16 protein-coding genes are annotated in these 23794 nt (G+C 42.2%); 9 read left to right on the top strand and 7 right to left on the bottom strand.

Annotated features, from left to right (window positions below):
• Nucleotides 1-392 precede the first annotated feature (392 nt).
• Nucleotides 393-2348, bottom strand: a complete 1956-nt coding sequence (locus H7844_02195; GenBank protein MEO5356092.1) for a hypothetical protein — start codon at nt 2346-2348, stop codon at nt 393-395.
• Nucleotides 2349-2610: 262 nt separating this feature from the next.
• Here H7844_02195 and leuS point away from each other — a divergent pair, with 262 nt between their 5' ends.
• Genes leuS through H7844_02175 form a run of 4 tightly spaced genes read left to right on the top strand, consistent with a single transcriptional unit; the run spans nt 2611 to nt 7501 of the window.
• Nucleotides 2611-5133 (top strand): leucine--tRNA ligase, encoded by a 2523-nt coding sequence (gene leuS / locus H7844_02190; protein MEO5356091.1) that lies wholly within the window; start codon nt 2611-2613, stop codon nt 5131-5133.
• A gap of 11 nt (nt 5134-5144) precedes the next feature.
• Nucleotides 5145-5660 (top strand): LPS assembly lipoprotein LptE, encoded by a 516-nt coding sequence (gene lptE, locus H7844_02185; protein MEO5356090.1) that lies wholly within the window; start codon nt 5145-5147, stop codon nt 5658-5660.
• A 15-nt stretch (nt 5661-5675) separates the two neighbouring features.
• A complete protein-coding gene (locus H7844_02180; GenBank protein ID MEO5356089.1) occupies nt 5676-6566 on the top strand; it encodes a hypothetical protein in 891 nt (296 codons plus the stop codon).
• Nucleotides 6563-7501, top strand: a complete 939-nt coding sequence (locus H7844_02175; protein ID MEO5356088.1) for a TIGR01212 family radical SAM protein — start codon at nt 6563-6565, stop codon at nt 7499-7501. Before H7844_02180 ends, H7844_02175 begins: the two co-directional genes overlap by 4 nt.
• Nucleotides 7502-7609: 108 nt before the next feature.
• Here H7844_02175 and H7844_02170 read toward each other — a convergent pair whose 3' ends face one another.
• The 6 genes from H7844_02170 to H7844_02145 form a co-directional block, all read right to left on the bottom strand.
• Nucleotides 7610-8311 carry a formylglycine-generating enzyme family protein gene (locus tag H7844_02170; protein ID MEO5356087.1) on the bottom strand — a complete coding sequence of 234 codons (702 nt, stop codon included), beginning with the start codon at nt 8309-8311 and terminating at the stop codon, nt 7610-7612.
• A 211-nt stretch (nt 8312-8522) separates the two neighbouring features.
• Nucleotides 8523-10463, bottom strand: coding sequence for a sensor histidine kinase (locus H7844_02165; protein ID MEO5356086.1), 1941 nt, complete (start codon nt 10461-10463; stop codon nt 8523-8525).
• A 113-nt stretch (nt 10464-10576) separates the two neighbouring features.
• On the bottom strand, nt 10577-11341 hold the full coding sequence (locus H7844_02160) for a phosphosulfolactate synthase (GenBank protein MEO5356085.1): 765 nt from the start codon (nt 11339-11341) through the stop codon (nt 10577-10579).
• A 14-nt stretch (nt 11342-11355) separates the two neighbouring features.
• Nucleotides 11356-12429, bottom strand: a complete 1074-nt coding sequence (locus H7844_02155; GenBank protein MEO5356084.1) for a hypothetical protein — start codon at nt 12427-12429, stop codon at nt 11356-11358.
• Entirely contained in the window at nt 12426-13877 is a 1452-nt protein-coding gene (locus H7844_02150; GenBank protein ID MEO5356083.1) for an anion permease, read from the bottom strand. Before H7844_02150 ends, H7844_02155 begins: the two co-directional genes overlap by 4 nt.
• 30 nt (nt 13878-13907) lie before the next feature.
• On the bottom strand, nt 13908-15617 hold the full coding sequence (locus H7844_02145; GenBank protein MEO5356082.1) for a SpoIIE family protein phosphatase: 1710 nt from the start codon (nt 15615-15617) through the stop codon (nt 13908-13910).
• Nucleotides 15618-15946: 329 nt separating this feature from the next.
• On the opposite strand from H7844_02145, the gene H7844_02140 reads away from it, so the two are divergent.
• The 5 genes from H7844_02140 (at nt 15947) to H7844_02120 (ending at nt 23637) form a co-directional block, all read left to right on the top strand.
• Entirely contained in the window at nt 15947-17239 is a 1293-nt protein-coding gene (locus H7844_02140) for a glycerate kinase (protein MEO5356081.1), read from the top strand.
• A 235-nt stretch (nt 17240-17474) separates the two neighbouring features.
• Nucleotides 17475-20201, top strand: coding sequence for an excinuclease ABC subunit UvrA (gene uvrA / locus H7844_02135; GenBank protein ID MEO5356080.1), 2727 nt, complete (start codon nt 17475-17477; stop codon nt 20199-20201).
• A complete protein-coding gene (locus H7844_02130; GenBank protein ID MEO5356079.1) occupies nt 20194-21228 on the top strand; it encodes an ATP-binding protein in 1035 nt (344 codons plus the stop codon). The genes uvrA and H7844_02130 overlap by 8 nt, the downstream gene beginning before the upstream one ends.
• Nucleotides 21229-21290: 62 nt before the next feature.
• Nucleotides 21291-21938, top strand: coding sequence for a hypothetical protein (locus H7844_02125; GenBank protein ID MEO5356078.1), 648 nt, complete (start codon nt 21291-21293; stop codon nt 21936-21938).
• Nucleotides 21939-22221: 283 nt separating this feature from the next.
• Entirely contained in the window at nt 22222-23637 is a 1416-nt protein-coding gene (locus H7844_02120; protein ID MEO5356077.1) for a mannose-1-phosphate guanylyltransferase/mannose-6-phosphate isomerase, read from the top strand.
• Nucleotides 23638-23794 lie beyond the last annotated feature (157 nt).

Genomic DNA, 23794 nt, shown 5'->3' with positions numbered 1-23794 from the left:
ACACAGGCGGCTGGAAAAAGCGACGCCTCCCCTCATAGGGGATTCCCCTTTAAGGGAGACGTCAAGGAGCTTTCGACGAAGCCAACAAAGCTAATCGAATGAATGCAACTTGGTATTAGGTGGTAAAGCAATTGGTTACCTGAGGGTAACACACTTTTTCAGATGTCTTATAAGAAAAATGTTCCTGCTGAAAGAAAAAATTTCTGTATTAGACCAATTGATACCAAGTTGCAGTCAGAAGTAAACACAGGCGGCTGGGAGAAAGCGGCGCCTCCCCCCTATCTTGAGCTGTCCGATATGTACCAATAATATTCGTATGACACAGTAAAAACCACCCTCTAAATCTCCCATGAGGGAGACTTCTACCCCCAAACCCCCTTCAAAGGGGGCTATTAGCTCTGAATAGCTCCGTGCCTGACATTAACCCTGAATATCTTGAAGAGACTATCCAAAATACTCAGTGGAGTAAAAAGACTAAGCAAAAATGTGGCCGGAGCCATGTATAAATTAACATTAATAGTAGGAAAAAACGTCATATCTATTATCGAAATAATTAAAAGACGACTTATAATTCCAACTATGAGAGTTGTGTTAAAAAAGAACAGCATTGTATATTTTCTAAATATAAACAAATTAACAAAATAGCATAATAAGGCTAAAATGCAACTATAGGGGAAAATGGTGTTGTATATAGTAGCAATGAAGTTGAGAATACGATACTTAAATATCGGCATTTTTTTTATGATATTATAAGTTTTTTCAAAGTCAACATCAGTGTCGAAAGCCACCTTATCAAAATGCACCTTTACGTTACTATCGTAGATGTATAATACATCAGGGAGATGAGATATTGGCGCCTCAGCGACCAACATCGATGAGTTGTCATAAAAGCCAAGCGAGCAAAGGTGGTCGTATTTTGTTTCGATATAAAATCGTGACCACTCCGCCGATGGGGCGTTAAACATAGCTACAACATCAAAGCCTCGTAGTTTCTCAGAAAAAGAAATTTGATAAAGACAAGGGGCGGTAGTGGAAGATTTTAGTTTTAACTCAAGAGGAGCTGAATTCTTTTTAAATGCCCAGCCTGTAACCTTGCATTTGCCGGTTTTATGTGGTGGATGAATTATGTTATTAGTGATTGTTTGAAAAAGAGAAAGCGAACTTGCATCACCAGTGGATCTTAGTAACTCATTTGGCACTGAAAAGGTAAAAGTAGCGGCATTGATTCCAGCAGTAAACAAAGTTGTCATAAAGTCATGTATGTCATATTTCCAAATGGGGGGCAAGAGGATATCAAACCTGTGGCTGCAATTCAGCACTTTGCTATCACACAAGTTATTAATCTCAGCAGCAAGCAGTTCGTAGAATTCCGAGGTGCTCTTTGCTGATTTATAGTAACCTGCTCGTGCAACCATGTTTCTTAAACACCATGGAAAGTTTCCTCCTGAAATCTCCTCATATCCTCTGAACCATCCTCTGTCAATATTAGCTTTTATTTTTGAAAAGGCAGGACTGTGCTTTGCGATTTCATCCATAGTGGAGGTCTGGAGAGATACTTTTGGTGTCCATTCTTTAGGGGTTACCCTCGTTAATGCACCATACGCTTTGAGATATGGTTTGTATTTGAACTCATTTGTAGTGTATATACCATAGTGCTTCATATTGACATAAGAAATTAAACTTGAAAAAAACAATAGCATTGCAAATGGGACGGTTAATATCAGGATTGTCTTTAAGAGAGTACCTTTGCCGTTATTTCTAAGGTTTAAAATAATAACAAAATAAGTAAATGCAACTGACGGTATCACCCAAACTCCTTCCTCACGTGTAAACCAAAACATAGACAGTGAAAGTCCTGTATAGACAGCCCATTTAAAATTCCTAAAAAGAAGCAATCCAAAAAGAGACGAAAACAAAAGCATCATTTCAGAAATATAAACACTGTCTCTTACAACTCTGGTAAAGTCCATGGAGGTAAGGAGTGGGAAAAAAGTATAAAAAACAAAAATAGCGGTTAATATAACAGTGTTTTTTGTAACATGAGATATTGTATATAAAAAAAACAACCCGGCAAAAATGTAAAGAAGCTGTTGAGTAAGAAGAAGAGGAAAGCCTACTGAAAAGTTTAAGGCAATGAACAATGGATAAACCACGCCCTTGATAAGTGTATATTCATCATAAGGGCCAAGCCAGCCTCCACTGAGAATATTGGAGGCAAGCCTTACAAAGAGAGCATCATCGTGGGTGGAATAGCCGCTGACAAGTATTAACATGTTGGAAACTAAAAACAGCTTTATCAGTGTTATTATTAACAAAGCAAAAAGCAGATGTTTTTTAGCCTTTTCCACCAAGAGATGATATCCGTAATGCTATTTGAAAGTCAAGGCGCATCCCCGAAATCCGATATAGAAAAACCGGCAGCCCGCTAAAAGTGGTTTTTGAGCGGAAATTTCAGATCACAGCAGACCTATCCATTTTTTTCTACTATATCTTTGCTCGTTTTTCTTACCTCTGTGTCGTTTTTCGGGAACAATTAAAATATTTACTTTGCTACGCTTAGTAGTTTAATATAAATGTTGCTAAAGTAATTTTACTAGTGGAGGGGTGTTTTTGGAAGAAAAGTATAATCCTTTAGGTATAGAGTCAAAGTGGCAAAAGTACTGGCTTGAGGCAGGGTTAAATAAGGCTGACTCTGACAGAGATAAGCCCAAGTTCTACTGCCTTGAGATGTTTCCCTATCCCTCAGGGAAAATCCACATGGGACACATCAGAAATTACGTAATCGGCGACGTCATTACCCGCTACAAAAGAATGAGGGGATATAATGTGCTCCACCCCATGGGATGGGATGCCTTTGGTCTGCCTGCTGAAAATGCGGCTATTAACAGCGGCATTGCTCCGTATAAATGGACTTTTGAAAATATTGAATACATGAAAGCACAAATAAACAAAATCGGCTGCAGCTACGACTGGGACAGAGAGGTCACCACATGCACACCGGAGTACTATAAATGGAACCAGTGGTTTTTTATTAAACTTCTTGAAAAAGAACTTGCTTATAAGAAAAACTCTTTTGTTAACTGGTGCGGACACTGTGCTACAGTGCTTGCTAATGAGCAGGTTATAGACACCCGGTGTTGGAGATGTGACACTGTTGTGCAACAAAAAGAACTTGAGCAGTGGTTTTTTAAAATAACCGCCTATGCCGATGAGCTATTAACCGCCTGCGACACACTAAGTGGCTGGCCCCAGCACGTGGTTGCCATGCAAAGAAACTGGATAGGCAAAAGCCGCGGCGTGGAAATGGACTTCCCTGTGGCCGGCTCAGATTTAAAAATAAGAATTTTTACCACTCGCCCTGATACCCTCTTTGGCGCCACTTTTGTGTGCCTTGCCCCAATACATCCACTGGCTGATATTATAACTGAAGATAAGGCAGGCCTTGAAACGGTAAAGTCCTTTTATGGCAAAGAGGATGAAAAAGTGGGGCTCTTCACCGGTAAATATGCTGTTAATCCGATAAATGGGCGGGAAATTCCCATTTACACCGCTAACTTTGTCCTGTTGGACTACGGCACAGGAGCCATTATGTCAGTGCCTGCCCACGACCAAAGAGATTACGATTTCGCAAAAAAGTACGGGCTTCCGGTAACTCAGGTAATCGTAAGTGACAAGGATGCCTCTACCTCCGCTGAGTTACAACAGGCATACGAGGGTGAGGGGTATCTTATAGATTCAGAACAATTCAGCGGACTTCAGAATAGGACGGCAATTGAGCAAATCGGCCTCTACATAGAAAATGCCTCCATGGGCAAGATTGTTACCAACTACAAGTTAAGAGACTGGGGCATATCAAGACAACGATATTGGGGAACCCCTATACCGGTTGTTTACTGCACCACATGCGGTGTTGTACCTGTAGAGGAGAAAGACCTTCCGGTAATCCTGCCCGACAATGTTAAACTAAAGGGAATGGGCGGCTCACCGCTTTCAGAAGTTCCTGAGTTTTTAAACACCGCTTGCCCGGCCTGTGGAAAAAATGCAAGACGTGAGACCGACACGATGGATACCTTTGTGGATTCCTCATGGTATTTTATAAGGTACTGTAACCCAAAAGAGTCAGCTCCGCTGGATAAGGACAACATATCATGGTTTATGCCTGTTGACCAATATATCGGTGGTGTTGAACATGCAGTGCTGCATCTTCTGTATTCAAGGTTTTTCAGCCGTGCCCTCAGAGATATAGGCGTTGTGGATTTTGATGAGCCCTTTACAAACCTTCTTACGCAAGGAATGGTCTGTAAGGAAACGTTAAAATGTAATGAGCACGGCTGGCTTTTTCCCAATGAAATCCAAAACGGAAAGTGTCTGCACTGCAAAATGCCTGTGATACGAGGACGCACTGAGAAGATGTCCAAGTCAAAGAAGAATCTGGTAACTCCTGATGAGATAACCAGCCGCTATGGAGCCGATACAGCACGGGTGTTTTCCCTGTTTGCCGCCCCTCCGGAAAAGGACATCGAGTGGTCGGTACAGGGTGTTGAAGGGGCCTACAGATTTCTTAACAGGCTCTGGGGCCTGCTTTATAACTATGCCGATGAATTGAAGACAGTTAATATAAAACCTGAGAAATTATCCGGCAAACTTGTAAGAAAAACCCATCAGACAATAAAGAAGGTGACAGGTGCAATAGAACGGGACTACCACTTTAACACGGCGATTGCTTCCTTGATGGAGCTTCTTAATGATATATCTGCCTTTAAACCCTCAGATGTGGCTGATTACGCCGCTCTGAAGTTTGCCTTTAAATCTCTTACATTACTGCTTAGCCCTTTTGCACCACACCTGTGTGAAGAGCTTTGGGTAGTGTTGGGTGATGGAAAGTCAATATTTTTAACACAGTGGCCGGTGTATGATGAAAATGCAGCAAAGGAAGAGGAAGTTGAGCTTGTGGTTCAAATTGGCGGAAAGGTCAGAGCAAAGATGATGATTGCCGCCGATACCGATGATGAAGCCCTGACTAAAGCCGCACTTAATCTCGATAAAATACAGGACTACATTGCCGGTAAAAAGATTAAGCAGGTGCGTGCCGTTAAGGGCAGGCTTGTTAATATTGTACTGGAGAGTGGTTAGAAGGTGCTCACATGGTTAACAAATTAGTGCTTAAACAGCTTTTTGGTGTAATAACCTTTTCACTGCTGTGTTTGTGTCTTTCAGGATGTGGATACAGGGTTTTAGGCGGCTCTTCTTTACCCTTTACCACAGTAAAGGTTGGGAAAATACAAAACACCACGTCGGAGCCTAAACTTGAGGACATATTTTATGTTGCCTTAGCGGAGGAGCTTTTAAAAAGAGGTGTATCTGTAACAGACTTTTCGGAAAATACCATTGAAGGTAATATTAATTACTTTCAGTTGGTAATTGTTTCTGAAAAGAAAAAGTATGCCTCTGAGTATAAGATAGATTTAAAGGGGGATTTTGTAATAAAGGGCAGGGATGGGAAAAATAGAGAGTTTAAAGGAGTCACATCTCCCTTTTATGAGTCCTTTTACGGCCCTGACACCGTAAATGCAATAGTAGCCTCAAAAGAGACAGCCGCTGCGGAAGCTGTTAAACGCCTTGCCGCCTCACTGGTTTTTGAGATTTTAATTTCGCAATAAGGATTGACATAGGTAATGAGCTTAAAAGCACTTAATGAGGATAAACAGCAGGGATTTCCAGAGCCTGTTTATGTGCTTCTTTACGATGATCCTTTTTTTGAAAAACAGGCTCTTTCTATTATCAGAGATAATGCTTTTTCCATGGATATTTATGACGTTTTAGAGACAGAGCAGCCTTTTTCTATATCATCCATATCGGAGAGCCTTCGTATGGTGTCCATGTTTTCAAACAAAACAATGGCTGCAATCAGAAATGTTCAAAAACTTAAAGCTAAAGAACTGGATGTCCTTAACAGATATGTATCTAATCCATCAGAGGGCTCGACACTGTTTCTTTTTTATGCATTGCCACAGGGAGGCGGGAAAAAGGACGATGCCGTGAAGTTTACCGGTCAGTTTAAACTGCTTAAACTGACACTGCCCGGCAAATTTGCCCTTAATGATTGGATAAAGAGTGAGGGACAGAAGAGGGGAATTGCTATTGAGGCTCAGGCTGTGGAATTTTTAAAGGAAATCTATGGTGATGACTTGCAGCTCCTTAGTAACGAAATAGAAAAACTTAGTCTTTTGGGTAATAAGAATATCTCTCTTGCAGACACTTACGAAACATGCCTGGGCAGTAAGGACTTTAATATTTTTGATTTTGTGGGTAAAATTGTAAGGGCAGACACGGCAGGAGCATTGAAAATAATGAGCGGCCTCGGTGACGCCATTGATGAAAAGTTCAACGGTGCCGTAAATTATGGTTTATGTAAGGGAAATGCTCCGCTTGAGGCCTTTATATCCCATCTTATGCTGCACATCAATATGCGCCTTAATGCCGGCTATCCATATGAATTGTTTGTCGCAGAGTTAAGCAGAGCTTGCAAGACTGCCGGCTGCATAAAAAAAGATACTAAGTTATGAAGGCTGGTTTTAACTCCTTTGGCCCTTACATGAAATCGCTCTATGGTGAAACAGTATATAAAGTAAATGTTGATGCCGGATTTACCTGCCCAAACAGAGACGGGACAGCGGGCTATGGCGGCTGCATTTACTGTAACAACGACAGCTTCAGGCCCGAGGCATGTAAACCCGCTCTCGGTGTTGACAAACAGGTGGAAAACGGTATCGCCTACCTCTCTAAACGTTATAAGGCTAAGAAATTTATTGCATATTTTCAACCCTATACAAACACCTATGCCCACGTAGATGAGTTAAGACGGCTATATTACCAGTCCCTGTCTCATCCCAATGTAATCGGTATAGCCATAGGAACGCGCCCCGACTCTGTTGATAAGGAAAAACTGGAACTCCTGAAGGAAATTTCAAAAGATTATTTTGTTTTAATCGAGTACGGCATTCAGTCTGTCTATGATAAAACCCTTAGTTTTATAAACAGAGGGCACGATTATGAGTGCTTTCTCAAGACAATTGAACTATCGGCTAAAATGGGACTTACCAACATCAGCGCTCATATTATAGTTGGCTTTCCCACCGAAACCCGGCAGGAGATGATGGATATGGCAGGGTTCATCTCGGCTTTACCTGTTAATTTTCTTAAAATCCACCAACTACAAATAATAAAAGGCACGGAATTATGCAGAATTTATGAAAAAAAACATTTTTATGTTTTTTCATACGAGGAATATCTCAATTTTATTTTGGAATTTATAGAAAAGCTCTCTCCACGCCTCATCCTTCAAAGGCTTTTTGCAACTGCTCCTGATGACATCCTGATTGCTCCCATATGGAATAAGACAAGACAACAAATCATCCGTGACATTGATCGGATGTTTACCGATAGCGGCAGCTATCAGGGAAAAAACTATAGTAATACCGAGTTGCATTCATTCGATTAACTTTGTTGGCTTCGCCGGAAGCTCCTTGACGTCTCCCCTAAAGCAACCGTGATGTCAAGTAAAATTTTCAAAAAATTGTTCTTTCACTTTTGAGTGGGTAAAAGAAAGCTACTTTTCAAGAACAAGACGAAACCCTATGGCAGCATCATACATGCCTGTTTTTCTGCTATTGCGAAATGTACACGATACAATCCCATGAAAATCCCAACTGCCGCCATGTATAAAGAGGGTATCATTGCTTATGTCACCGGACCACTCCCACACATTTCCTAACATATCGTACAACCCCAAATTGTTTGGCATCTTACTGCCTGCCGGCGCTGTTACTGCAAAACCATCGTCACACTTGAATTGCGCAGAAGATGAACTATCACCCTGTGCCGATTTATCTTCCACGTTGGCATAAAGACATGCATCATCTTCTGTAACCCAGTACTTATCTTTATCTGTTCCTGCCTTACAGGCACTCTCCCAGTCCTTATTTGTAGGCAGTCTGTATTTCATCCCTGTTTTATCCGACAGCCATTTAGCAAAATCATCCGCATCATTAGCGGACACATAAACCGCAGGTTGCGTATCTCCATTTAGTGAGTTTCCTTTAAATTCTCTGCTATTATGGTCAGGCCTGTACTTTCTGAATTGAGCGTTTGTCACCTCAAATTTACCCATATATAAGCCATTTTTAATCTTCACAAACTCCATAGCTGTAACAGGGTCGGTGTATGTCTCACCATATGCTTGTTCTTTAAGAATCAGGCTGCTTGTTATCGATAGCAATATCAAAACCAGAATGATTACTATTTTTTGCATTACATACCTCCTTAATTAATAGTAGCATCCCACAAACGGAGAACTATTCTACAGATATTATAGTAAATAATATTTCTTTATTTTTGTCAATATGAAAGCCGGAATCCGCAGAGGCGTAATACCAAGTTGCATCCAATCATTTAACTTTGCTGGCATCGTCGAAAGCTCCCAGCCGCCTCGTTACTCTTCTGACTGCAACTCGGTATAACTATTACTCCAAATCTTTCGGTATTGTAATTGTAAAGGTGGTTCCCTCTCCTAAAACGCTTTCGCAAGTAATGTTACCTTTGAACGTCTGGGTTATAAGATTATAAAGTATGTGCAGTCCAAGTCCGGTGCCGCCGCCGGCTCTGTTTGTTGTAAAAAAAGGATTAAATATTTTGCTCAGATTCTCCTCAGGAATTCCCCTTCCGTTATCACTGTACTTTAACGATAACGTGTCATCACCTTTTATGATTTCTATAGTGATTATTCCTTTTGCTTTATCTCCATAGGCGTGCATAAGAGAGTTTATAACAAAATTTGTTATTATCTGCGCTAAAGCCCCTGGATAACTGTTTAGTTCTAAATCAGGAGGACACTCCAGTCTGATTTCTATGGATGTCTGTTTTAATTTCGGACTCAGACTCGTTATCACCTTCTCTATGTATTCCCTGACGTTAAACACACGCTTCTCATGAGAGGTCTGATCGGCTGAGACCATCTTGAAACTCTTCACAAGTTCACTGGTACGCTCAAGATTCGTTAAAATCAACTCGCTGGATTTTGTGGCGTGTGTGAAGTAGTTAAACAGCTCTTCCTTTTTTGCAGTCTTATTGTTGATGGCATCGGAAAGTTTTCTTGTTACATCCTGAAGATGCGAGGCTGTGGTGACGGCTATCCCCACAGGAGTATTTATCTCATGCGCCACACCTGCTACCAGTGCGCCAAGGGCTGCCATCTTCTCAGCCTCCACCAACTGCTGGTTAGCTTTCTTTAACTCGTTTGTACGTTCCGTAACGAGCTCTTCCAAATGGTCCTGATATTTTATCAATTCCCTTTGTGCTTTTATTCGCTGCCGTATGTTGATAAGGAGAATAACGATAAAAACAACCAGTACGGTTATAAGTGTAGTAACTCCCCAAATTATGTGCTTGTATTTGTAATAGAATGTTTCAGGTTTGTTTATGACATTAGCTCCGGCCGGTAGTGATGAGAGATCAATATCAAATTTCTGTAGTATGTTGTAATCGAACATAAACGAGTTAGGGCTTTCACTGATTACAGGAATGTCACCGGGTTTTTCTCCGTGTAATATTCGCAGTGCAAGTTTGCCTGCCGTCTCTCCTTGATAGAAACTGTTTTTTAGCATGCCTCCGACTATCCCATGCCCCAGCATATAATCCACGGCTCCATACATAGGTACATTAGCCGCACTTGCTATCTCATAAATTGCCTCTGAAGGCGCATAATACTGCCCACTGCTGTCCTTAAAAAAAGATAAATAAAACAAGGCACTATCCTGAGTATTAAGATTCCTTACTGCCTCCTTAACCTCTGACAGTGTGGCATTATCTATAAATGTGAATTTAACAGTGTCACCATACCCTGCCGTTTTATCCATAAATTCTTTTTTTAATAAAATCCCTGACGTCATTCTGTCGTTTATTACTATAAAGCTCTTTAACTTTGGATTTAATTTCAAAGCAAAATCTATTGTTGACTTAAAATCAGCCTCTTCATTAACTCCGGTAAAATGTTTTTCATAACCTGCTATTTTACTATCGTTAAAATTGTTGATCCCGCAAAACACTGCCGGTACTCCGCCAAAAACTTCCTCATGGTACGTTTTTACAAATTCCAGCGCATCGTCATCCGTAATTATAATGACATCAAACTTGATTTGGTTATACTTATGCTTATACATTTCTCTTAACATAGCCTGATACTTACTGTCGTTTGCTATTTTGGTATCCATATATTCAGTGTAAAGTATAATGTTATTTTTGTTTCCTAAAACAGACTCTATCCCCTTTATCTCGTTATTTGTCCATGTATAACCATAATTATAAGAGTTGATAATTAAAACATGTTTTTCCTGTTTATCACCGGTCTCAGCAAATACCATGCTTACATGTAACATCAACAAAAGGCTTACAGTAAGAATCTTCAAAAAAAAGCCCCTGTGCCTTTCACTGCCGGTGGGAAAAAAGGGGGGAGAAAAAGGACTGGATTCCCGCTTCAGAGTGGCAATGACAGCAGGGGACATATTTTGTACAATCTCTGTCATACAAGAGTATTGAAAAAGGTTTCCGATCTCAGCCCCTGCCTCAATGACTCCAAAACCATGACATCATCAGGTGCAATATTACCAAGGTTTACGTTGGCACCAAGTCTGTTTATAAAGTACGCCTGGCTTTTATGTGTAGGGGCCTCGACAATCAAATCCCGGCAGTCACACGATTGTACAATCGTGTTAAAAATGCTTACCCTCAAAGAACCGTCACTCTGAAAAATTCCCCCCGTGCCGGTAGCTCTGGCCTCTATAATGACAAAAGAACAGCCTGCATCTTTCAAAGTCTTTATTTCGGTTATCCATTGCCGCTCTGTCATCATATCGGCTATTTCTGGAGATTTGGAGCCAACCTCACTTACCACTGTAAAGTGTTTATACTTTTTATGTATAGCTGCTATGATTTCCACACGGGCTCCTATATCTATATGCACTGTGCCCTCAGAAACCTCTATCCAGTCCACATCAAGAGATTGCAGATAATCACAATAACCATCAACGGAACCTTCCTGGGAATAAAACTTCTCAAACAGAGTGCCTCCAAAGCAGACATTTACGCCGAAGTCTTTATACAACCTCACTTTCTCAGCGATGAAAGGAGCAATATAGGCCGAGCCAATCCCAAATTTTACAATATCTATAAACTGATGGTAGTCCTTGAGATATGCCTGCAGATAACCAAGCGGCAACCCTAAATCCATTATAGCGGTAAGACCGTGCTTTCGTGGCTTTTTTTCTCTTTCCGGTAATTTTAACAATTTAAAAGACCTCCCTAGTTTTTGTAATTATCCGTGGAACGGGCAAATACCTCGTAAACCTCCGGCAAAGTGATCCCTCTTGCAGTCAGCATTCCTTTACGCATAGCAACAACAAACTGTGTGTTGAGGCGTATCGGGATATCTCTCGGAGATTTATGGTTGTCAATAATATCTACCGCCATATTAGCGGCAACCTCACCCTGTTCAAAAGGTGAAACCCCAACCGATAACATACACCCGTCCTCAACGTTAAAAAGGTTAAGACCGAGCACGGGAACTTTAGAGTTTTCATCTGTCCATTTCACCACCTCATTCGGATGGACAAGTTCCTGTAAGCCTGCCTGATTTGTGCGCTTTAGAGTCCTGTAGTTGGCTATCAATATATAGTCGGCATTTTTACCGGCCTCAAGCACATATTTTTTCCATTGCTCATAGTTATCGGCTACGTAAGAGCCCAGGTACTTAAAGGGACTCCAGTTGTAAGCGTCAATGTATTTTTTATCTATTGCAAGGGACTTTGAAGGATCGGCGATATACATTATTTTAACAGGTGCCTTTGTACCTTGCCCCTTTCCTGTATTAGAGTTAAGTTTTGAAGACTTCTCAATGGTTTCGATGATTTCCTTCATCGCATGAAATTGTTTATGTTCCAAAATACCGGTAACGTTTACAGCTTTATCGTATCCGTAAGGAGCGTAGTCTCCGTTTAATCCGGCAAAGACAATGTTGACTTTCGGGTTGTTGACATAGTATTTTCCGACAAGCTCTGATGCGTCGTCATCTATGAGTATCAACACTTTGGGCTGCCATCTATCCACCGCCTGCCGTGCCAATATGCCTGTCTTGCGTTTGAATGCAGGCTCGTTATGATTTTTTAGGTCCATGTAATACCACTTAACGGAATAATTCGGATGTTTCTTTAACACTCGCTGCAACCCCACCGTAATATCTCTGCTCCATGCATACTCTGTATCGTAACTGTGTATGATAAGCACTATAGGTTTAGTCATGCTGCTATAGAGTACAACCGCAGTTGAGGAAAGCAAAAAGACTATTGCCAGCACAAATATAATTTGTTTTTTTATCATAAAACTCCGATTTTAGTCCAAAAAGGAATAGACAAGTATATGGCGGCTACTTTGACAAAAAACATTAAAAAGTTCATTACGCTGACGTTGCCCTCCTGCTGGTTGACAACCGCTCTGGTAGCATTTCTGAAATTAGACAAATACGGAGCCTGAAACGGGAAAACCGCTGTCTCGGCCAGAAGAAGAATAAGAAACCCTGTCAGCCATGTGCTGATTCCACCAACCTTAGCCAGTGGCAACAATGTGGCGGCAAAAATCAAAACCGCAGCATTCATCGGTATAAATATCCTTAATACAAACATGGCTGCAGACATGAGGACAATGAACAGACGAAAATCAGACTGCATATAATTTGCAAGCCAACCGAGATGTTTAACGACAATAAGGTCAATCTTAAGATAGTTCATGGTATTGACCAGCCCTATCATACTGCCCAGGAGAAATAAAAAAGACCAGTCTATTTTAGTCTTAAAGTCTGTAGCCTTAAGCACTCCAACTAAAAGAAGAGAAAACATAATGGCAAAAGCAACCCATGTAACATTGATTTTTGTTACACCACCGGCAAACAAGCCACAAGCAAGGATTACTATACCTGAGAGGGCAATCCATTCGGCTGCTGAAAGCCCCCCCATTTTTTGTAGCTCCTCGTCAATGAAATCTTTGTTGACATTAAGTTTGTGAAAAGTACGGAAATACAGATTTATAAAAATAAAAAATGACACCAGCAGAGTGCCTGAGACAACAAGTGAGGCATATGACCACTTGAGAAACTGGAATGATTGTTGTTCCTGCAGTGGCAGCATTCCGTAAATTATCAGATTTAAGGGGGTACTGCTGAGAAAAGATGCTGAAAGAAGTGTTATGCCGCATAAGCTGCTTGTAAACAAAAAGGTCTTAGAACGTGCTTTTGTTTTTTCATCCAACTCCGAACCATCGTAGCAGTGAGTAACAATTTCATTTAATACGGGAGCTACAATTGCCGCCCTGCCAGATATTACCGGTACAAGGGGTGTAAATATTAGTCCTGTAAAGAATAAGCTTATCGAATACCAAAATGTGTTTGAAGGCATAATCTTTAACATCATAAGCGAGTATCTGTAACTCAATCCGGAGGTAACAATTACAGAGCCTAGTCCAAGGACACTGACGGCCAGAAAAAAACCCTCAGAGGCAAACCCCGACAGCACAACCTCATTGGGGGCAAGATTAAAGAGGATTAACATTAATGTGGAAAAGATACCCGGCACAAAATCCGGCAATATCTCTGTTATCCACATAACCAGGGTCACAGATACAATGGCGGCGAAAATTGAGCTTTCCCTACTAAGCCCCGCCTGCTGTGTAAACAAATACGTAAGTACCGGCGCAATGTTAGAAAGCGACCAGCCGGTTATCTCTTTCCATGAAATAGCTGTTTTCTCTTTTATCTGTAAAAGGCTGTTTTCCATGTTAATAATAAGAGACTGCTCTGCTGACCGCTAACTCTTCCATTTCAGGCATAATATCGTTATATCATCGGACTGTTCTGCGCCGGCTGTAAACTTGCCAAGAGTGCTTACAACATTTTCCACAATAGTTCTTGATGCGTTGCCGCGGTTTTCCTTCAGCACATCTTCAAGTCTGCTCTCATCAAAAATCTGACTCTCGGTATCCATGGCCTCCGTTACGCCGTCAGTGTAGAGAAAGATAGTATCACCACTGGAAAAGATAAACTTATCATTTGCGTATTCCGATTGTTCCATAATGCCAAGTGGGATGCCTTCGCTTAACTTAAGCTGCTTTATCTCTCCTGAGTTGTAAACAATATACGGAGGGTTGTGGCCGCCGTTGCTGTATGAGCATAAACCGGTTGAGGTATCTATAATCCCGATAAAGAGAGTTACAAACATAGACTTCTCGTTGTCTCTGCACAAGTCATTGTTGACAATACGGAGAATTTCACCGGTATCGGAGTAGATTTTAGCAACAGCCCGAAGCAGTGTCTTTGTGACAGCCATAAAAAACGCTGCCGGTACCCCTTTGTCGGTTACATCCCCAATGATAAAGCACAATTTTGTGTCATTTATAAAAAAGAAATCATAGAGGTCGCCCCCAACTTCTCTTGCAGGCTGCATAGAAGCATACAGGTCAATTCCATGTTCCATGATGTCGGAGAAGTTTACAGGCAGCATACCCAATTGAATATCTCTGGCCAGTTTCATAGATTCACGGATTTTCTGCTTTTCTATATTTTCAAAAGCCATAGAGATGTTGTTGCAGAATATTTCCACCATGTTTTTGTCTATTTCGTTGAGTTCCCTGTGGCTGTTTATATAGATCATATTGTAGAGGTTGGTTTTATTTCTAAAATAAACCACACAAGTGTTTTTGGCAAATATGTTTTTCTGTTGTGTCTCGGCACGAAGGAGCATTTCAAACTCACCGGCTGCCAGCACATCTTTTGCAGGCTTGCCGCTGTCATCCCTGAAGATGCCTGTTCCCTTGACTATAGTGATGGTCTTTGAGCTGTTGTAGGCAATAAAGGAAGAATCGAGAAACATTGAGTTTTCCTCGAGTCTTAACAGAGAAGACAACTGAGTCAGGATGCCGGAGATAAAGTCATCCATAGACTGGACTTCAAAAAGGGTCGGGAAAGCCGCTATAATTTGCTCAAGCCCCCTTTTAGCACCGTCAATTGTAACGAGATTTCTATAGTCCCGCAAGGCTGAGATAAGTGTCGTAAATAGTTTCTGTTTGGTGAGCTCGCTCTTTGACTTATAGTCGTTGATTTCGTATTGCATGATGACCTCCTCCTCGGGGGCCTGTCCGGGCTGTCCGGTTCTCAGAATTATGCGAAGGAGGTTATTCTTTAGTACATTGCGAATATGTTTTACAACCTGAAGGCCGGCGTCATCCGTCTCCATAACGACATCCAGCAGCATAATGCAACTGTCCGGGTTATTTTCGATGAGCGTTTTTGCCTCTGTGCCGGAATATGCCTGTAGAAAATTAATTTTTTTATTATCAAAAACTATATCCATTAAGCTCAGAATAGTGGCGTCGTGTACGCCGGGCTCATCGTCAACTATGATGACTTTCCACTTATCTTCACTTCCTGCCGCAGCGGATTGCCCCTCAGTGTCCTCAGCGAATAAATCATCAAGGTCATCTGTCTGATTATTGTCATTTGGTAATAAATCTGATTCCATCTGTAATCCCTTGAGTAACAGTATATTTTAAACGTTAATTTTTTGTCAAAATCGTTTGACCTAAAAAATAGGTACCTTTTCATTTGGAGTGTGTATGTATGGTAAGAACATTGTCCATAAGGACATAGACAAGGCTTCTGCGTTTACCGGCACAATACTAAGGATGATTGTAATCGTTTGATTACACAAAGCACCTGCCGGAGCTAACTTTACTTCATTAAGTAGTTTATTTGAAAATATATGTTGCATTTGAATCATATCATGTGCTACAGTACCGGTAGTTAATTACTCAATGGCTCAGGGTATCTACATATGCTATATGACAAGACATGAACATTGAAAGACAACGCCTGGAGTATATATTTAAGAGTGCCGTGAAAGCGGTGATGCCACATGAGGCTGTAACCGCTAAGCTTGATTATTTAAGGCATATCTATAAAGAATCCGGCTGTAACAGAGTGATAGTGACGGGTTTTGGCAAAGCAGCTTGTCAAATGGCTCAGGCGCTGGAGGGCGGCCTGGAGGGTATCATCCAAACCGGTGCAGTAGTTACCAAATACGGCCATAGTGTGGATGTGCAGCTAAAGAAAATATCGGTTTTTGAGGCATCCCATCCCATCCCTGACGAAAATGCCGTAGCGGCTGCAGATAAAATCATAGAAATCTGTAAAGGTGCCGATGCACAAACTCTTCACGTATGTCTCATATCAGGGGGTGGGTCGGCACTTCTGACAAAACCTTCCACCGGTATTACAATAGATGAGAAAAAGGAGCTTACACGATTATTGTTAAAGTCCGGCGCAGATATTGCTGAGTTAAACACGGTGAGAAAACACATATCCGCAATAAAAGGCGGACGTCTTTCCGGTCTGGTTTATCCGGCAATCACCCGTTCACTGATAATTTCAGACGTTATTGCCGACAGGGTTGACACAATAGCCTCAGGCCCCACAGCGCCTGATAATTCCACCTTTTCGGATGCCTATATTGTGTTAAAAAAATACAGACTTTTAGAGAAAACACCCGGCTCAATCATTGAGACCATAGAAAAAGGCATGAGAGGGGAAGTGCCTGAGACGCCTAAGTCCGGAGATAAAATATTTAATCGTACAAAAAATATAATTGTATCAAACAACACAATAGCACTCAATGCCGCCAAAAAGGCAGCCCAAAAAATTGGCTATGAAACTGAAATCCTCTCTTGCACATTAAGTGGAGAGGCAAAAGAGGCGGCAAGGAAACTTGCTGCCGTGGCACGTTCAAAGAGAGCCCAAAGAGGACTGTTGCTGCTAAGTGCAGGTGAGACCACAGTTACAGTTAATGGAACTGGATGTGGGGGACGAAACACAGAATTTGCTCTTGCATTTGCAAGGCATATAGAAGGGGTAAACGGGATAACTCTTCTTAGTGCAGGCACTGACGGCATTGACGGGGAAACAGATGCGGCAGGAGCCGTTGTTAACAGCTCTACTATAGCAAAAGCGATGATTATGAGGCTTGATCCTCAACAGTATTTAGACAATAACGACTCATACAATTTTTTTAGACAAACCGGTGAACTTTTCATAACCGGCCCCACAGGCACCAATGTTATGGATATTCAGCTCATTGCTATTGAGTAGAAACTCTCTTTAATAGTTGCCAATACCCGTATGTGGCGGGCATTCTTTTCGAAAGAAACTCCTGATATGGATTTATACCAAGTTGTCTTCAATCGTCTAATATCAAGTAGCAGTCAAAAGAGTAGCGAGGCATCGCTTGTTCCCAGCCGCCTGTGTTTACTTCTGAATTTGAATTGGAATTAAATATAAAGGTTCGGAGAGGTCAACAACAAAGTCATTATGTTAAAATATTGAAATGTACAGCAATTGGCTTGAAATAAAAGGCATAAAACAGAATAACCTTAAAAACCTTAATGTTAGGATACCACATGATTGTGTTATTGCTATAACCGGTCTTTCCGGCTCAGGTAAGTCATCGCTTGCGTTTGATACCATCTTTGCCGAGGGGCAGTGGAGATTCATAGAATCCCTGTCAACATACGCTAAGCTGTTTTTAGAAAAACTCGATAAACCCGATATAGAGGAAGCTGTCAACATCCGCCCTGCTATCGCCCTGCAGCAGAGAAATCCGGTTAAAGGTTCTCGCTCTACGGTAGGCACGGTTACAGAGGTGTATGACCTTCTGAGGGTTGTCTTTGCCAAAATAGCAAATCCGGTTTGCCCCTCCTGCGGCAGTAATATAATCAGATGGGATGTGGAAAAAGTATATGATGAGTTAATCACTCACCACAAAGACAGACGGGCTATGATAATGTTTGAAACCGGTGAGACACTTGCAAGCCTCAGAGAGCGTGGATTTTACAGAATCTATGAAGACGGGCAAACAAAAGATATTTTTGAAATCACTGGAGATACCGACAGACATGAGGTGGTTTTAGACAGGCTTATAATTTCAGATGATCCACGGTTGTTTGAATCCCTCGAGCTGGCATGGAAAGAAGGGGATGGCAGGATAAAAATAATGTCTCCCGGGGCGGAGGATTTCATTTACTCCGATAAGCACTCCTGTGACAGTTGCGGCAGGGTGCTCCCTGAACCTATGCCCATTCTGTTTTCATTTAACCACCCCGTTGGGGCTTGCCCGCAGTGTAAAGGCTTTGGCAATGTGCTTAATTACGACCCCGCACTGGTAGTACCGGATTTGTCACTTAGTCTTTATGAGGGCGCTATCGAGCCGTTTGAAAAACCGGCTTTCACATGGTGGAAAAACCAACTGCTGAAAAATGTAGTAAAGCATGGAATTGACGTCAGAATGCCCCTTGCGGATTTTACACCGCAGCAGTGGGAAATTCTTTATAAAGGCGGTAAAGGTTTTTACGGAATAAATGATTTCTTTGAAGCCCTCTCGGAAAAACGGTACAAACTTCACGTGAGAGTGTTTTTAAGTAAATACCGTGTAGCCGCTATCTGCCCGGTGTGCAACGGAACGCGATTAAAAGAAGAGGCGCTTTCTTATAAAATCGCAGGGATAAGCCTTGCCGATATGAACGCTATGACAATTAATGAGTTACACAGTTTTTTCCAAAAGCCGCCACTGACAGAACACGAGCTGGAGGTCATTTCCGAGGCACACAGACACATTTCAGCCAAGCTCAGCGTTATGGTTAAAATGGGACTGGGATATCTGACCATGCAGCGGCAAACGTTGACACTCTCCGGCGGAGAGTATCAACGTGTTAACCTTGCCAATCAGCTCTCATGCCGTCTTGCCGGCACTCTTTACGTTCTGGATGAACCCACTGTGGGGCTCCACAGCAGAGACAACCGGCGTATTATGGAAATAATAAAGGAACTCTCCGGTCTGGGTAACACGGTTATCGTGGTAGAGCATGACCCTGAGATAATAGCCGGTTCGGACTGGGTAATGGAGTTGGGCCCGGGGGGCGGCAAAAACGGAGGAGAAATTGTTTTTTCCGGTACGATTAATGATTTTTGTAACTCAGACACTATAACAGCAAAATACCTCTCAGGGGATGCTCAAACAGGCAAAAAGCGAAAAAGACTAAAAACAGAGCCGGCAGGTTTTATAGAAATCACAGGAGCTAAAGGACATAATCTTAAAAATATCAATTTTAAAATCCCTGTTAATAAACTAACCGTGGTAACAGGTGTATCAGGGTCGGGGAAAAGCTCACTGGTTGTGGAAACCCTCTATAGAGCAGTGGCTAAGCATCTGAAAAACTCCTCCGATAAGTCCCTTCCCTTTGAAAAACTCAACGGTGTCGAGCAACTTAACGGCATCTGCCTTGTAGATCAATCCCCCATAGGGAGAACACCGCGCTCAAACCCCGCCACTTATATGAAGTTCTTTGACAACATCAGGAAAATATTTTCTGACCAGACGGAGGCAAAGGTTCACGGATATGAGCCCGGGTTTTTCTCATTTAACCTCAAAGGCGGCAGATGTGAACACTGCAAGGGGGAGGGGTATGAGAAACTGGAGATGTACTTTTTTGAAGACTTGTATGTAAAATGTCAACAATGCAGCGGGATGCGTTACTCTGCCGAGGCATTACGCATAAAATACCGCGGATGGAGCATCAGCGAGGTGTTGGGGCTGACCGTGGATGAAACCCTTGAGCTGTTCAGTGAGGATGCTGCGATAGTGAAAAAACTACAGCTCCTTAAAGACGTCGGGCTGGGATATCTCAGGATTGGACAAGCTGCAACCACGCTTTCCGGTGGTGAGGCTCAGAGGCTTAAAATATGTGCCGAACTGGGAACACCAGGTAATGAGAGGATTCTGTACGTGCTGGATGAGCCGACCATCGGGCTGCACATGCACGACGTTGCAGCTCTGATGTCTTTCCTTATCCGGCTGGTTAACGCAAACAACACGGTGGTGGTGATAGAGCACAATCTGGACGTTGTGTGTGCCTCCGACTACGTGATTGACCTGGGCCCGGAGGGCGGATATGAGGGTGGAAATATCATGTTTGAAGGTACTCCTGAGGAGCTTACCGAATTTGAGGGCTCATACACTGGACAGAGCCTGTTTAAGTACGTGAATAAAAATGTATAAAGCAAGATACCGGCGTCTTAAACTTATCATAATGACCCTTTTGATGCTTCTTTCGAGCCTCTTCATAGGCGCCATGGTGATTCTAAATCACTTTTGGCTTAAGAGCCGTATTTATAATGAAACAGGGGATCATTTAACGTGGCTGGTTATAGTTTCTATAGTGAGTCTTATGTCTTTTGCACTTGTTACCTATAAGATAACAGGCGTGTTTGTGGATCGTATAAAAGAGGCTGACATTAAGCGTGAAACAGCCATGAGTGAAATAGAACACTCAGCAAAGCTTGCCTCTATCGGCAGGCTTGCCGCAGGTGTGGCACATGAGATAAACAATCCGCTCTCTATAATAAGTGAGCGGGCAGGGCTTATAAAAGATATAATTGAAATGTCGGCGGAAAATGGTACATCTTCCGGGTTTTTAAACGAGATGAGCCGGCGGGAGAGTTTTTATAACTTAATTAAGGGGATAATAGATGCCGTTAACCGTTGCCGCACTATAACGCACCGTTTACTGGGTTTTGCCCGTCGCATGGATGTAGCCTTTGAGATTATCGATATAAACGAAACCATATCGGAGGTATTAAGCTTTCTGGAGCGGGAAATCCTCTTTAGGAGCATTGGGCTTGTACGTAACTTTTCAGAGAGCATACCCAGCATAGTTACCGATAAGGGGCAGGTGCAGCAGGTGATATTAAACATTGTCAATAACGCTGTTGATGCTGTTGATAAGGGGGGAGTTATAGAGCTCACTACGATGTTTAAGGATAGCACCGGTACTGTGTTGGTACAAATATCCGACAATGGCCCGGGCGTGCATGCGGAGCAGTTGAAGCATATTTTTGAGCCGTTTTTCACAACTAAAGAAAAAGATAAGGGTACTGGACTTGGTCTTTCCATCTCTTATGGTATAATAAAAAAACTCGGCGGAGATATACTCGTAACAAGTGTCCCAGGCAAGGGAACAGTGTTTACTGTGGAGCTTCCTCTTAAGGCGGAGCACAAACAGGATGAGGCTTTTGTTAAGGACTAATGCAGGCCGTTTTATGAGGCGTATGTTTATAGGCGATATTACGTTAGGAGGAGGAAAGAGCTATGGTGAGGGATTTAAAAGACAGCCGGCTTGCATTTATCGGGAAAATTCTTTCCATGTTTACACATGAGCTAAAAAATCATCTTGCAATAATAAGTGAATCAGCCGGCCTGATGGGAGATATTATTGAGATGGAGCAAGGAGCCGCCGGCGGCACAGATAAATTCTCTGAGATCATCAGCTCTATCGCAGCGCAGGTACAAGCTATCTCCGCTTTGACAAAATACTTAAATCGTTTTGGGCACAGGATGGACTGCACTTTGAGCACTTTTGACATTAATGAGGCTGTTGAGGAACTGGCTGTTTTAATGTCCCGATTTGCAGGACAGCGCCTTGTACGGATTGAAACCTCTTTGGATGCAGGGCTGCCTGGGATTTACGGGAATCCGTCTCTTTTTCAATATGCACTCTCCACACTTGTCTTTAGTGCAATAGAGTCTTTTGATTCTCAAAAGAAGTCAACCCTGACTATAAAAACACAAAGCAAGGGTGACTTTACAGAGATAACTATGTTTAAGAGTGAAAAAGAGGGGTTACGGCTTGTGGGCGACGGCGGTTCTCATGATTTATCACCCTGGCAGCATCTTCATGCCACAGTCAGCCAAGACGGGCAGGGCTCCTTAGTAATAACAATTCCAAATAATATTTAATACCAATTCTAATTCATTGGAATATAGGGGCCGTCAAGCTCTACGGCAGCCTGGGCAGATGCTAACGGCTAAAAGAGCCGTAGTCAAACCATTAACACCATAATCATATTTTAACTCTTTAGTAGGGAAATAGCAAATGGCAGGAGCACTTTTAACAAAGGTGAATTAATTAAGAAGTTTTTTTATTTTGCCGGTTGGATTTCGGGTTGACGCTCTGTAGCCGCACTTTGTATAATCAATGTACAGAAATCATTCATTATACTTTCTTAGTGGGGGCTTATAAATGAAAGCATTACTTTTAGCGGGAGGTTCAGGCACAAGGCTTTGGCCTCTGAGTAGAAAAAGTTTCCCTAAGCAATTTCTTAAACTAAACGGTAAAACGTCCCTCTTACAAGATACAGTGTTAAGGCTGACACGTGCTATGTCACCCGAGGATATAGTGATTCTTACAAACAAAGAGTATAAGTTCCATGTTCTTTCCGACATGGAGACCCTGTTTCCAGGTCTTAAACCCCATATAATATTTGAACCCGCCGCAAGAAATACGGCTCCAGCCATAGCGCTGGGGTTAAAATACTGTCAGGAATCTTTGGGCTCAACCGACATGGAAACTATTTTTGTCTGCCCCTCTGACCATATAATAAAACCCGCTGATAAATTCATCTGGTATCTGAAGCAAGCTGAGGCAGCAGCAGCAGACAGCCACATTGTCACCTTTGGAATAAAGCCCACCAGAGCGGAAATGGGTTACGGTTATATAAAACGAGGCGCAGAGTTCAGTAAAACGAAAGATGGCGCTCAGGTTTACCAGGTAGCGGAATTCACTGAAAAACCTGATATGGAAACTGCCGAGACGTACCTCAGAGATGGTCAGCACTTCTGGAACTCAGGAATGTTTGCCTTTGGAATAGGTACTATGAAAGAGGAGTTTAACCGCTTTGAGCCTCAGATATCTGTTGCAATAAACACCCCATACCATGAAATGCTCACTAATTTCGTAAACTTACCGGATATTTCCATAGACTACTCCGTAATGGAAAAATCTGATAAAATCCTCACCCTCCCTATGGAAATCTACTGGAATGACATCGGCTCATGGGATTCCATGTTTGAAGTTAGGGAGGCCGATGAAAACGGAAATGTAATTAGCGGACTGGTTAAGCCGTATGATACAAAAAACACCATGGTTTTAGGCGACAGCCGGCTGATTGTTACCCTGGGACTTGAGGACTGCCTTATAGTTGAAACCCCTGACGTTGTATTTATATCAAAACGCGGACACACATGGAAGGTCAAGGAAATTGTAAACCTCCTTAAAAAAGAGGGTAGAGAGGAAACTAACGAACATGTAACCACATACAGACCATGGGGAAGTTACACACTCCTGGAAAGAGGAGAACGCTATCAAATTAAACGCCTGTTTGTTAAACCTCAGCACTCATTAAGCCTTCAATTACACCACCACCGCTCCGAACATTGGGTAGTGGTAAACGGCACGGCAAAGGTGACAATCGGCAGCCAAACAACATTTGTACATCCAAATGAATCGGCATATGTGCCCAAATCCACTCTCCACAGACTCGAAAACCCGGGGAAAATATCTTTAGAAGTCATCGAGGTCCAAAACGGCGAGTACCTTAGAGAAGACGATATTATCAGATTTGAAGATAAATATGAGAGGGAAAAGCCCACTTTGTAAGAGTGGCCGGAGTGAGAAGCCTCCCTTGAGGGAGGTTTGGTGGGTAGAAGTCTCCCTCATGGGAGATTTAGAGGGTGGTTTTTACTGTGTCATACGAATATTATTGGTACATATCGGACAGCTCAAGATTGTCTTACAATTTTGGTAAAGAAGAAAA

The organism is Nitrospirae bacterium YQR-1 (assembly GCA_039908095.1).
Taxonomy (GTDB): domain Bacteria; phylum Nitrospirota; class Thermodesulfovibrionia; order Thermodesulfovibrionales; family Magnetobacteriaceae; genus Magnetomonas.
This window is presented reverse-complemented; position numbering and strand designations above follow the sequence as displayed.

Excerpts from the sequence above, each read along its gene's own strand:
- lptE (MEO5356090.1), top strand. The coding sequence starts at position 5,145 with ATGGTTAACAAATTAGTGCTTAAACAGCTTTTTGGTGTAATAACCTTT.
- H7844_02180 (MEO5356089.1), top strand. The coding sequence starts at position 5,676 with ATGAGCTTAAAAGCACTTAATGAGGATAAACAGCAGGGATTTCCAGAG.
- H7844_02175 (MEO5356088.1), top strand. The coding sequence starts at position 6,563 with ATGAAGGCTGGTTTTAACTCCTTTGGCCCTTACATGAAATCGCTCTAT.
- H7844_02170 (MEO5356087.1), bottom strand. The coding sequence starts at position 8,311 with ATGCAAAAAATAGTAATCATTCTGGTTTTGATATTGCTATCGATAACA.
- H7844_02155 (MEO5356084.1), bottom strand. The coding sequence starts at position 12,429 with ATGATAAAAAAACAAATTATATTTGTGCTGGCAATAGTCTTTTTGCTT.
- H7844_02150 (MEO5356083.1), bottom strand. The coding sequence starts at position 13,877 with ATGGAAAACAGCCTTTTACAGATAAAAGAGAAAACAGCTATTTCATGG.
- H7844_02145 (MEO5356082.1), bottom strand. The coding sequence starts at position 15,617 with ATGGAATCAGATTTATTACCAAATGACAATAATCAGACAGATGACCTT.
- H7844_02140 (MEO5356081.1), top strand. The coding sequence starts at position 15,947 with ATGAACATTGAAAGACAACGCCTGGAGTATATATTTAAGAGTGCCGTG.
- uvrA (MEO5356080.1), top strand. The coding sequence starts at position 17,475 with ATGTACAGCAATTGGCTTGAAATAAAAGGCATAAAACAGAATAACCTT.
- H7844_02130 (MEO5356079.1), top strand. The coding sequence starts at position 20,194 with ATGTATAAAGCAAGATACCGGCGTCTTAAACTTATCATAATGACCCTT.
- H7844_02125 (MEO5356078.1), top strand. The coding sequence starts at position 21,291 with ATGGTGAGGGATTTAAAAGACAGCCGGCTTGCATTTATCGGGAAAATT.
- H7844_02120 (MEO5356077.1), top strand. The coding sequence starts at position 22,222 with ATGAAAGCATTACTTTTAGCGGGAGGTTCAGGCACAAGGCTTTGGCCT.